The organism is Catellatospora sp. KI3 (assembly GCF_029948125.1).
Classification (GTDB): domain Bacteria; phylum Actinomycetota; class Actinomycetes; order Mycobacteriales; family Micromonosporaceae; genus Catellatospora.
Genome location: NZ_JASAMB010000020.1, coordinates 100,840 through 112,682, shown reverse-complemented (window position 1 = coordinate 112,682; position 11,843 = coordinate 100,840). Strand labels below are relative to the sequence as shown.

The 11,843-nt window shown below is 70.6% G+C and carries 10 protein-coding genes; 5 read left to right on the top strand and 5 right to left on the bottom strand.

The genetic code is table 11. The annotated features are described in order from the left end of the window. Window positions 1–10: 10 nt before the first annotated feature. The 4 genes from QEZ54_RS27640 to QEZ54_RS27625 form a co-directional block, all read right to left on the bottom strand. On the bottom strand, window positions 11–1,033 hold the full coding sequence (locus QEZ54_RS27640) for an ABC transporter permease (RefSeq protein ID WP_281307654.1): 1,023 nt from the start codon (window positions 1,031–1,033) through the stop codon (window positions 11–13). Next, window positions 1,030–1,980, bottom strand: coding sequence for an ABC transporter permease (locus tag QEZ54_RS27635; protein WP_281307653.1), 951 nt, complete (start codon window positions 1,978–1,980; stop codon window positions 1,030–1,032). Before QEZ54_RS27635 ends, QEZ54_RS27640 begins: the two co-directional genes overlap by 4 nt. Beyond that, a complete protein-coding gene (locus QEZ54_RS27630; protein WP_281307652.1) occupies window positions 1,977–3,479 on the bottom strand; it encodes a sugar ABC transporter ATP-binding protein in 1,503 nt (500 codons plus the stop codon). Before QEZ54_RS27630 ends, QEZ54_RS27635 begins: the two co-directional genes overlap by 4 nt. A gap of 74 nt (window positions 3,480–3,553) precedes the next feature. After that, complete coding sequence (locus QEZ54_RS27625) at window positions 3,554–4,630, bottom strand: ABC transporter substrate-binding protein (RefSeq protein WP_281307651.1); 1,077 nt, start codon at window positions 4,628–4,630, stop codon at window positions 3,554–3,556. Between the two features lie 185 nt (window positions 4,631–4,815). Between QEZ54_RS27625 and QEZ54_RS27620 the strand changes: the two genes are divergently transcribed. The 3 genes from QEZ54_RS27620 (at window position 4,816) to QEZ54_RS27610 (ending at window position 9,820) form a co-directional block, all read left to right on the top strand. Beyond that, complete coding sequence (locus QEZ54_RS27620; RefSeq protein ID WP_281307650.1) at window positions 4,816–7,566, top strand: AbfB domain-containing protein; 2,751 nt, start codon at window positions 4,816–4,818, stop codon at window positions 7,564–7,566. A 167-nt stretch (window positions 7,567–7,733) separates the two neighbouring features. Further along, entirely contained in the window at window positions 7,734–8,555 is an 822-nt protein-coding gene (locus tag QEZ54_RS27615) for an SAM-dependent methyltransferase (protein ID WP_281307649.1), read from the top strand. A 203-nt stretch (window positions 8,556–8,758) separates the two neighbouring features. Next, a complete protein-coding gene (locus tag QEZ54_RS27610) occupies window positions 8,759–9,820 on the top strand; it encodes a cobalamin-independent methionine synthase II family protein (protein WP_281307648.1) in 1,062 nt (353 codons plus the stop codon). 99 nt (window positions 9,821–9,919) lie between these two features. On the opposite strand, the gene QEZ54_RS27605 is transcribed toward QEZ54_RS27610, so the two are convergent. Next, window positions 9,920–10,183, bottom strand: a complete 264-nt coding sequence (locus QEZ54_RS27605; protein WP_281307647.1) for a hypothetical protein — start codon at window positions 10,181–10,183, stop codon at window positions 9,920–9,922. A gap of 265 nt (window positions 10,184–10,448) precedes the next feature. Between QEZ54_RS27605 and QEZ54_RS27600 the strand changes: the two genes are divergently transcribed. Together QEZ54_RS27600 and QEZ54_RS27595 are read left to right on the top strand one after the other, a co-directional pair. Continuing rightward, window positions 10,449–10,679, top strand: coding sequence for a DUF397 domain-containing protein (locus QEZ54_RS27600; RefSeq protein ID WP_281307646.1), 231 nt, complete (start codon window positions 10,449–10,451; stop codon window positions 10,677–10,679). 89 nt (window positions 10,680–10,768) lie between these two features. Then, the gene (locus tag QEZ54_RS27595; protein ID WP_281307645.1) at window positions 10,769–11,659 is read left to right on the top strand and encodes a helix-turn-helix transcriptional regulator; all 891 of its coding nucleotides are present in this window, start codon (window positions 10,769–10,771) and stop codon (window positions 11,657–11,659) included. Window positions 11,660–11,843: the final 184 nt, after the last annotated feature.

Below are 11,843 nucleotides of genomic sequence, written 5' to 3'. Positions count from 1 at the left end.
TGATCGAGCGTCAACGCAGACGCTGACTTCGGCTGAGGTACGTCTGCACGACCACCACCACGATCAGGAACGCTCCACTCACCACTGACTGGTAGGACGAGTCGAGTGTGCCGATCTGGTTGATCACGTTCTGGATCACGCCGAGCAGCAGCACTCCGCACAGCGTGCCGCTGACGCTGCCCGCCCCGCCGACCAGCAGCGTGCCGCCGATCACCACCGCGGCGATCGCGTCGAGCTCCATGCCGACGCCGAGGATGGTCACCCCGGAGGACAGCCGGGCCGCGTTCAGCGCCCCGGCGAACCCGGCCAGCAGCCCGCTCGCGGCGTACGTGATGATCTTGATCCGGGCCACGGGCAGGCCCATCATCGCCGCCGCCTGCTCGCTGCCGCCGACGGCGAAGACCGCCTGCCCGTACCGGGTCCGCTGCAGCAGCAGGCCGCCGACGGCGAAGGCCAGCAGCGCCAGCCACACCGGGTAGCCGAGGCCGAGCAGGGTGCCCTGCCCCAGCTTCGCGAACGCCGACGTCTTGTCGATCAGGTACGTCTGGGCGCCCTCGTCGGTCAGGGCGAGCAGCAGCCCGCGCGCCCCGAGCAGGCTGGCCAGCGTCACGATGAACGGCGCCAGCCGCGCCCGCGCGATGAGCAGGCCGTTGACCAGCCCGATCGCCCCGCACACGACCAGCGGCAGCAGCAGCGCGCCGAGCATCCCCCAGCGCGAGCCGTACGCGGCGAGCACGCCGCCGAGGGCGAACACCGAGCCCACGGACAGGTCGATGCCGCCACCGATGATCACGAAGGTCATGCCCAGGGCGACGATCGCCAGGAACGCCGACTGGATCGCGACGCCCTGCGCGTTGCCGACCGTGCCGAACGACGGGAACCGGATCGACGCGACGACCACGACGATGCCGAGCACCGCCAGGGCGCCGTGGCGCTGCAGCAGCCCGGCGATGCGCTCGCCGCGGGTGGACTGCTCGACCGGGACCTCGTGCCGCTGCGGCGCGGGGGCGGCGAGGGTGGACGTGGTGCTCATCGGCGTCGCTCCCGGGCCAGGTAGACGGCGCCGAGGATGATGACCGCCTGGACCATCTGCGCCGTCGAGTCGGACAGGTTGTGGCTGATCAGGGTGGCCCGCAGCAGCTGCATCAGCAGCGCACCGGCGACGGTGCCGAGGACCCGGATCCGGCCGCCGTTCAGCGGCGTGCCGCCCACGACGACGGCGGTGATGGCGGACAGCTCCATCAGGTTGCCGATCGCGGACGGGTCGCTGGCGGTGAGCCGGGCGGTGGCGAGCACCCCGGCCAGGGCGGCGAGCACCGCGCACAGCACGTACGTGCCGAGCAGCACGCGGCGCACCGGCAGCCCGGCCAGCGTGGCCGCCGCCCGGTTGCCGCCGACGGCCACCAGCTGGCGGCCGTACGTCGTGCGCGACACCAGCAGGCCCACCGCCAGCGACAGCAGCCCCGCGATGACCACCACGACCGGGATGCCGAGCAGGTCGTCGGAGCCCAGGGCCAGCAGGTCGGCGTTCTCGATCTGCTTGAGCCGCCCCTCGGCCAGCACCAGGGCCAGGCCCCGGCCGCCGACGAGCAGGGCGAGGGTGGCCACGATCGGCTGCAGCCCGACCACGGCGACCAGCAGTCCGTTGACCGCGCCCACGACCACGCCGGTGAGCAGCGCCATCGCGATGGCGGGCCACATGCCGTAGCCGAGGTAGAGCGGCAGCGCGGCGGCCGACAGGGCCATCACGGAGCCGACGGACAGGTCGACGCCCTCGGTACCGATGACCATGGCCATGCCCAGTGCCACGATCAGCACCGGTGCGACCTGGATCAGCTGGGTACGCAGGTTCGCGCCGGTGAGGAAGTTGTCGGTGAACACGGCGTTGAACGCCAGCAGCACCAGCACCGCGGCGTAGACGCCGTACTGGGGCAGGGCGGCCGACAGCCGGGCGGTGCGGGGCAGGGCGAGGTCGGTCATGCCTGCTCCCCCGCCAGCGCCGCCATGATCCCGGCCTCGGTGACCTCGTCGCCGGTGAGTTCGCCGGTGACCGCACCGGCGCGCAGCACGACCACCCGGTCGGCTCCTTCCACGAACTCCTCCAGGTCGGAGGAGATGAGCACGACCGCCAGCCCGTCCCGGGCCAGCTCGTCCACCAGGGCCTGGACCTCGGCCTTGGCGCCGACGTCGATGCCGCGGGTGGGTTCGTCCAGCAGCAGCAGGCGCGGGTGCAGGCACAGCCACCGGGCCAGCAGCACCTTCTGCTGGTTGCCGCCGGACAGCTCGCCGACGGGCTGCTCAGGGCTGGCCGCCTTGATCCGCAGCCGCTGCATGAACGTCTCCACGATGCGGTCCTGCCGCTTGCGCGACACCAGCCCGAACCGGGAGATGCGCGGCAGCGCGGCGAGCACGATGTTCTCGCGTACCGACAGCTCGGGCACGATGCCCTCGGCCTTGCGGTCCTCGGGCAGCAGCACCATGCCGGCGCGGATGGCCGCGGCCGGGTTGAGCCGCCGCAGCCGCCTGCCGCCGATGGTGACGGTGCCGCTGTCGAGCGGCAGGGCGCCGACCACGGCCTTGGCGGTCTCGGAGCGGCCGGAGCCGAGCAGGCCGCCCAGGCCGGTGACCTCGCCGGGGCGTACGTCGAAGGAGACGTCGTGCAGCACGTGGCGGCGGGTGAGGCCGCGTACGCTGACCAGCGGTTCGGCGTCGGTGTCGTGGTGGCCCTCGAAGCCGGTGAGGCCCTCGCGGCTGACCGCGGCCGGGTCGCGGCCGAGCATGTGCGACACCAGGTGCAGCCGGTCGAGGTCGGCCAGTTTGCCGCTGTGCACTCCCCTGCCGTCGCGCAGCACGGTGACCCGGTCGCACAGCCGGTAGAGCTCGTCGAGGCGGTGGCTGACGTAGATGATGGCGATGCCCTGGGCGGACAGGTCGCGGACGACCGCCTCCAGGGTCTGCACCTCGCGCGGCTCCAGCGACGAGGTGGGCTCGTCCATGATGAGCAGCTTCGCGTCGACGGCCACGGCGCGGGCCAGCGCCACCATCTGCTGCGCGCCCAGCCCGAGCGAGCGCAGCGGGCGGCGGACGTCGACGGTGATGCCGAAGCGGGCCAGGGTCTGCGCGGCTTCGCGGTGCATGCGGCCGAAGTCGATGAGCCCGCCGGGCAGCATCGGTTCGCGGCCGAGGAACAGGTTGCGGGCCACGCTCATCAGCGGGACCAGGTTCACCTCTTGGTAGATGGTGGAGATTCCGGCGTTCTGCGCCTCGCGCGGGCTGCCGAACGACACCGGTGCCCCGTCGAGCAGCACCTGGCCCTCGTCCGGGGTATACACGCCGGTGAGCACTTTGATCAGGGTGGACTTGCCCGCGCCGTTCTCGCCGACGAGGGCGTGGACCTCGCCCGGCGCGACGGTCAGCGACACGTCCTGCAGGGCGAGCACGCCGGGAAAGCGTTTGGACACTCCGCGCACGTCCAGCATCGGCGGATCTGCCTCCGGTTCTGTCGAGGGCGGGCGCCCGGGATCGTATAGGATCCCGGGCGCCCGTGGGTGGGTCAGTAAGCGCTGGACAGGGAGGAGGCCGCGTTGGCCGGGTCGTACTCGCGGTCGGAGATGATCACGTTGGCCGGGATCGCCTCGCCGCTGTAGAACTTGGCCGCGGTGGCGAAGGCCAGCGGGCCGAAGCGCGGGTTGGACTCGATGACGGCGTTGATGGTGCCGTCGACGATCGCCTTGACGGCGTTGGCCGTACCGTCGATCGAAACGATCTTGATGTCGGTGCCGGGCTTCTTCCCCCGGCCCTTGATCGCGGTGACCGCGCCCAGGGCCATCTCGTCGTTCTCGGCGTAGACCGCCGTGATCTCCGGCTTGGACAGCAGCAGCTGCTCCATCACCGCCTGGCCCTTCTCCCGCGAGAACTCACCCGTCTGCTGGGCGACGATCTCGATGCCGGGCGCGGTGGCCTTGATCTGGTCGACGAAGCCGTTGGTGCGGTCGGTGGTGACGTTGTTGCCCGAGGAGCCGAGCAGGATCGCCACCTTGCCCTTGCCGCCGGTGGCCTTGACCATCGCGTCGGCGGCGCGCTTGCCCTGCTCGACGAAGTTCGAGCCGAGGAAGGCCAGGTAGTCCTTGCAGGCGCCGGCGTTGACCTTGCGGTCGATGGTCAGCACCGGAACCTTCTTGGCCGCCGCGGCGGCCAGGGCCGGCTCGAGGCCGTCGGAGTTGAGCGGCGCCACGATCAGGAACTGCGCACCCTGGTTCAGCATGTCCTGGATGTCGCTGATCTGCTTGGACAGCTGCGACTGGGCGTTGGTGACCAGCAGCTGCTTGACGCCGATCTTGGCCGCCTCGTCCTTGATCGACTGAGTCTCGGCGATCCGGAACGGGTTGGCCTCCTTCTCCGACTGCGAGAAGCCGACGACGGCGTTCTTGAGGTCGAGCTTCTCGCTGCCGTACTGCTGCAGCGTGCAGCCGGCCCCGCCGGGGCTGGCGGATGCGACGACCTGCGCACCGGCGCTGGCGTCGGTGCCCGGGGTGCCGCTGTCCTCGGCCTTGGTGCAGGCCGAGAGCATCATCGCGCCGCCCAGCAGGACGACTGCGGCACGGACCGAAGTCCGCGAACTGATCTTCATTTGAGGGATCTCCTGAGTACTGGATGGACGGTCAACCAGTTTTGTGCCATATTTCGACACATATCACTAAAAGGTGGAGATTAGAGAGACCCAGGCCTAGGCTCTATAACGTTATACAGCCCGGTATCCGTGTCAGCAAGATGTCCGTCCCGTGACAACCCCGTCGCCCGGAGGTGCTGTCCCGCATGAAGGTCAGAGCAGGTCTGGCCGCGCTGAGTCTGATCGCGACGGTGCTCGTCACCGCCGCGTCACCCGCGCAGGCCGGCTACGTACCCAAGACCCCGCCCCTGTCCACGCCCTGGACCAGCCAGGTCTCGCTCACCAACCCGCTGCCCGAGTACCCCCGCCCGCAGCTGACCCGCCCCGACTGGCAGAGCCTCAACGGCCAGTGGCAGTTCGCCGGGGCGGCCAACCTCAACACCCCGCCGACCGGCCAGACCCTGGCCGAGACGGTGCTGGTGCCGTACCCGATCGAGTCGGCCCTGTCCGGGATCAAGCGGCACGAGAACAACATGTGGTACCGGCGCACCTTCACCGTCCCGGCCGCCTGGTCGGGCCGTCGCGTGCAGCTCAACTTCGGTGCCGTCACCTACCGTGCCTCGGTCTGGGTCAACGGCGTGTCGATCGGCGGCCACAGCGGCGGCTACGACGCGTTCACCTTCGACATCACCGGCGCGCTCAACGGCGGCACCAACGAGCTCATCGTCGGGGTCTACTCCCCCGTCGACGCGGCCGGCATCCCCCTGGGCAAGCAGCGCCTCAGCCCCAGCGGCATCTTCTACACCGCCGCCAGCGGCATCTGGCAGACGGTATGGCTCGAGCCGACCAACGCCGCGCGAATCACCCGCCTGGACACCACCCCGGACCTGGCCGCCGGACAGCTCGACCTGGTCACCCAGGTCAGCGGCTCGGCCCAGGGCGTGACCGCCGAGGTGCTCAGCGGCGGCGCCGTGGTCGGCACGGCCACCGGCGCCCCCGGCGCCCACCTGCGCGTCACCATCCCCAACGCGCACCTGTGGACCCCCGACGACCCGTTCCTGTACGACCTGCGCGTCACGCTGACCGGCACCGGCGGCGGCGACCAGGTCGGCGGCTACTTCGGCATGCGCTCCATCGGCAAGGCGGTGGTCGGCGGCGTGCTGCGCCCGGTGCTCAACGGCAAGTTCGTCTTCCAGCTGGGCACCCTGGACCAGGGCTACTGGCCCGACGGCATCTACACCGCGCCGACCGACGCCGCGCTGCGCTTCGACCTGGAGCAGCAGAAGGCGCTGGGCTTCAACATGGTCCGCAAGCACATCAAGGTCGAACCGGCCCGCTGGTTCTACCACGCCGACCGCCTCGGCCTGCTGGTCTGGCAGGACATGCCCGCCATGAAGACCGGCTTCACCCCGTCGGCGGCCGACAAGACCACCTTCGAGGCCGAGCTGCACCGCATCGTCGACCAGCTCAAGGGCATCACGTCGATCGTGTTGTGGGTGCCGTTCAACGAGGGCTGGGGCGAGTACGAGCCCGCCCGCATCGCCGACCTGGTCAAGAGCTGGGACCCGACCCGCCTGGTCACCAACAACTCCGGCTCCAACTGCTGCGGCTTCGACGGCGGCAACGGCGACACCATCGACGACCACATCTACGTCGGCCCCGGCCAGCCGCAGCTGCCCACCGCCAGCCGCATCGCGGTCCTCGGCGAGTACGGCGGCCTCGGCCTGCGGGTCTCCGGCCACGAGTGGTCGCCGGGCAACGGCTTCGGCTACGAGATGCTGCCGGACTCGGCGTCGCTGACCCAGCGCTACGTCGGCATCACCGGCCAGCTGCGCGACCTGATCAGCACCCGCGGCCTGTCCGCGTCGGTCTACACCGAGCCGACCGACGTGGAGAACGAGGTCAACGGCTTCTACACCTACGACCGCGCCATCCAGAAGATGAACTTCGCACAGGTGACCGCGGTCAACAACTCGGTGAAGGCGGCCGCGCAGGGCACCTACCTGCCGGTCGACCAGCCGGTGTCGCTGAAGGTCACCACCTCCTGCTGCACCGACCGGTCGCTGAGCGTGGCCGCGAACCTCGGCGTCACCTCGGTCGTCAACGCCGCCAGCACCGACGCGCTCAAGAAGGACTCCACCTTCTGGGTACGCCCCGGCCTGGCCGACGCCGGCTGCGTCTCGTTCGAGTCGCGCGGCGCACCCGGCCAGTTCCTGCGCCACTCCGGCTACCGGGTCCGGCGCGACGCCAACGACAACAGCACCGGGTTCAAGGCCGACGCGACGTTCTGCGTCCGGGCCGGGCTGGCCGGAGGCGGCAGCTCGCTCGAGTCGTACAACCTCCCCGGCCGGTACCTGCGCCACATCGCGTCCGAGGTGTACGTCGCGAACAGCTCCGGCGCCAACGCCTGGGACAGCCCGACCAGCTTCGCCGCCGACGCGACCTGGGCGGGCGTCCCGCCGTGGTGGCGCAGCGGCGCCGACCTCACCCTGAACGCCGCCCAGTCGTTCCAGGTGGTCACGCCCGGGTTCACCGACCGGTTCCTGCGCCACTCCGCCTCGCTCGGCTACACCGAGGTGGTCAACTCGGGCAGCTCCGCCACGCTCAAGGCCGACGCCACCTTCTACGTCCGCCGCGGCCTGGCCGACCCGAGCTGCTACTCGTTCGAGTCGCGCAACTTCCCGGGCCACTACCTGCGCCACGCGGCGTTCCGCGTCCGCAAGGACGCCTCGGACGGCAGCACGCTGTTCAAGAACGACGCGACCTTCTGCGCCCAGCCGGGCCGGTACGGCAGCGGCAACGTCACCCTGGAGTCCATCAACATCAACGGCTACCGGCTGCGCCACTACTCCGCCGAGGTGTGGATCGCCTCGGCGGGCGGGCCCAACGCCAGCGACAACCCGAGCAACTACGACGCCGACACCAGCTGGAAGGTGGTGGCGCCCTGGGCGCCGTGATCCCGACCCGCTGATCCGGAACCGCCGGACCGCACGCACCCACGCCGGCGTGCGGTCCGGCCCCATGATCACTAGGTGACGCTTCCGTGGCGGTCGGTATGGCTCCAATCAGGTCGGCGGACTATGCTGCTTCCCTTATCACCAACCAGGGTCGATGGGAGCGGCACGTGTCGCAGGACAGCAAGGTTCGCGAAGAGGTCGCGCCGCCCGGCGTGGACACCAGCGCGCCGCACTCGGCGCGCATGTACGACTGGTGGCTGGGCGGCAAGGACAACTTCGCCGCCGACCGGGCGATGGGCGAGGCCTTCATCCAAGCCATCCCCACCATCAAGACGATGGCCAAGGAGAACCGGAAGTTCCTCGGCCGGGCCGTGCGCCACCTGGTCGCCGAGGCGGGCATCCGCCAGTTCCTCGACATCGGCACGGGCATCCCGACCCGGCCGAACCTGCACGAGGACGCCCAGGCGATCGCCCCGGAGACCCGGGTGGTCTACGTGGACAACGACCCGATCGTGCTGGTCCACGCCCGCGCCCTGATGGTCAGCTCCGAGCAGGGCCGCAGCGAGTACATCCACGCCGACCTGCGCGACCACGAAAGCATCCTCAACGACCCGGCGCTGCTGGCCACCCTGGACCTGAACAAGCCCGTGGCGCTGATGATGATCGCGGTGCTGATGCTGCTCAAGACCGAAGAGGACCCGTGGGCGCACACCCGGGCCCTGATGGACGCGCTGCCCTCGGGCAGCTACCTGGTCGTCACGCACCCCGGTCGCGAGTTCGACGAGGAGGCGATGGAGCTGATCCGGTCGTCGGCCGCGCGCGGCGGCATGACCGTCATCCCGCGCACCAAGGCCGAGGTGGAGCGCTTCTTCGAGGGCTGGGACCTGGTCGAGCCCGGCGTCGTGCCGGTGATGGGCTGGCGCCCGGACGAGCCGGTCGAGGATCCGGCCAGCGCCTTCTACTGGGCGGGCGTGGCGCGCAAGCGCTGACCCACGCTGCCGTCGAGCGGCGCGGTCGGCAGGGACTTCCCTGCCGACCGCGCCGCTTTCGCGTGCGTAGGGGCGTCACCGGACGGGCGCGGGCTCGTTGGTTCGCACGGGCGATCCCCGTGCCGCTCTCGCGTAACGCAACATTCATCTCGTACCACCGCCGATCAGCCCGTATCGCGACCATCTACATTAGACTCGCGCGCATGAGTATCCCGACCGAGCCCATCGGCAGCATCCCGCGCTCCCCTGAGCTGCTGGCGGCCGTGGCCGACCACGCCGCGGGCAAGATCTCGTCAACGGAGCTCGATGAGCACTACGACGCGGCCGTCCGCGACACCGTCAAGCGGTTCGAGGAGCTGGGCTCGCCGGTCGTCACCGACGGCGAGCAGAGCAAGCCGAGCTTCGCCACGTACCCCCTGGTCGGGCTGGCGCTGGCCGCCGACGGCGCGGTGATCCCGTTCGCCGACGGGCACACCCGGCAGCTGCCCCGGCTGACCGCAGGCCCGTTCCGCTACGGCGTACGCGCCGGCAGCTACCTCGCCGCGGCGCAGCGGCACGCCTCGGTGCCGGTCAAGCAGGCGGTGATCGCCGCCTCGGCGCTGAGCCTGCTCTACCCGCAGGACGGCATCGCCGGCTACGACCGCGACGCGTTCGTCGCCGACCTGGTCGCCGAGGCGGAGGCCGACATCCGCAGCGCGCTGGACGCCGGGGCGCACCGGGTGCAGCTCGACTTCACCGAGGGTCGGCTGGCGCTGAAGCTGGATCCGTCCGGCGGCGTGCTCGACTCGTTCATCGACCTGAACAACCAGGTGCTGGCCCGGTTCAGCGACGCCGAGCGGGGCCGGATCGGCGTGCACACCTGCCCCGGCGGCGATCAGGACTCCACCCACAGCGCCGACGTCGACTACGCGCAGCTGCTGCCGAAGCTGTTCGCGCTGAACGCGGGGGCGTTCTTCGTCCAGCTGGCGAGTGAGGCCGACCCCGACCGGGTGCTGCGGATCATCGGGGCGCAGGTCCGCGACGGACAGCAGGTCTTCGTCGGGGTCACCGACCCGATCGACCCGCGGGTGGAGACCCCGGAGCAGGTCCGCGACCGGGTGCTGCGGGCCGCCGAGCACCTGGGCGTGGAGCGGCTGGGCACCACTGACGACTGCGGGTTCTCCCCGTTCGGCGACGACACGTCGACCTCGCGGGAGACGGCCTTCGCCAAGGTGCGCGCGCGGCTGGAGGGCACGGCCCTGGCCGCGGCGCAGCTGGGCGTCTGACCGTCCGCGCTGCGCCGCATGGGGCGCCAGCGCGGACGAATCAGGCCGGGTACGGGCGGCTCGCACCGCTGCCCGTACCCGGCCTGCCTGGCCTGTACCTCACACGTACGTGAGCGTGTCGATCGCGGGGACGATCGAATCTCGCCTGGCCAGGAAGCGTGCCGTCCTGATCTCGATCTCATTGCCGCGCGCTGAGGCCGCGCGGCAGATGACCGTGGCGGCGAATCCCGAGGCCTCGTAGATGACGGCCGGGTCCCACTCGCCCTCGCGGAATACCCAGACCCGGTCACGCGGAGCGTAGGACTCCGTGGACTCGACTTCGGCCAGCTCGCGCCGGTCCGGGTGCACCTTCGGTCGTGGCATGGATCGTGAATCCTCCCGTAACGCGGTACAGCGGTGTGTCGCGGTGCCCAGACGGTTCCGGGAGGGGGTCCGTGCCGTCTGCAGAGCTGCCAGGTCGCGTTCGCACTGGTGCCGGGGGTGGCGGTGGTCGCGCTTCCATCGAACTATCTGACTTAGCTGCAACCATGATGCACGGGTATCCTGTGCAAAAGCAAGCGCCAAATGCACGTGCAGATGCAATGCCGACTGCACGTGTCTCTGGCGTGGGGGGCAGAAGGAGCACGGGATGACGCACACCCACGGCGCAGCACCGGAGCTGACCGCGGTGACCTGGCGAAAGAGCGAGCGCAGCGGGGCCGACGGCAACTGCGTCGAGATCGGCCGGTTGCCCGGCGGGGGCTACGCGATCCGCCACTCCCGCGACCCCGGCGGCCCCGTCCTGCTCTACACTCCCGCCGAGATGTCGGCGTTCCTGCTGGGCGTCTACGACGGCGACTTCGACGATCTACTTTCTTGATCGTTGCTTGATTGATCGCTGCTTCTCGACAGTCGACCCTCGCTTTGGGACAGTATGCGCAACGAGATCAGCGGCAGGACGGTGGACTGATGGCAGCGGACCCGGAAGCCGGGGCGAGCGGAGGCCCCACCGTGCTGCGGATGCTGCTCGGCGCCCAGCTGCGCCGCCTGCGCGAGGCCGGGGGGATCACGCGCGAGGACGCCGGCTGGCACATCCGGGCCTCCGAGTCCAAGATCAGCCGGATGGAGCTGGGCCGGGTCGGCTTCAAGGAACGCGACGTGGCCGACCTGCTCACGTTCTACGGCGTCACGGACACCACCGAGCGCGAGACGATGATGGCGCTGGCCCGCCAGGCCAACGAGGCGGGCTGGTGGCAGCAGTTCGGCGACGTCTACCCCGCCTGGTTCCAGTCGTACCTGGGGCTGGAGTCGGCCGCCCAGATCATCCGCATGTACGAGGTGCAGTTCGTGCCCGGCCTGCTGCAGACCGCCGACTACGCCCGCTCGGTGATCATGCTCGGCCACGCCGGCAAGCCGACCGCCGAGGTCGACCGGCGGGTGGAGCTGCGGATGACCCGCCAGCAGATCCTCACCCGCAGCCGCCCCGCCCCGCCGCACTTCTGGGCCGTGGTCGACGAGGGTGCGCTGCGGCGGCCGGTGGGCGGCCGGGCGGTCATGCGGGCGCAGATCGCCAAGCTGCTCGAAGCCACCAAGCTGCCGAACGTCACCCTGCAGGTCATCCCGTTCGCCCACGGCGGGCACGCCGCCTACAGCGGATCCTTCGCCCTGCTGCGCTTCCCGGAGCACGACCTGCCCGACGTCGCGTACATGGAGCAGCTGACCAGCGCCCTCTACCTGGACAAGCGCGAGGACGTGGAGCGGTACCTGACCGTCATGGAGCAGCTGTGCGTCGACGCGGCTCCCCCGGCCCACACTCCGCGCATCCTGGAAGGCATCGCCCGCGACCTGGACCGCGACTGACCGGCCGGGCCCGGCCCCGGCGTAACGATTCGATAACTCTGCCGCTCAGGCCGGTGGCGGCGACCCGACCGACAACGTTGCCAGGCGGCTGACCTGAGGGTTCGCAAATCGGTGCGAGGCTAGCGGTTTTCCCACCAGGCGCGACGGCGCAGCATCTGCACACATCGACCTCCGTCGCTGATTC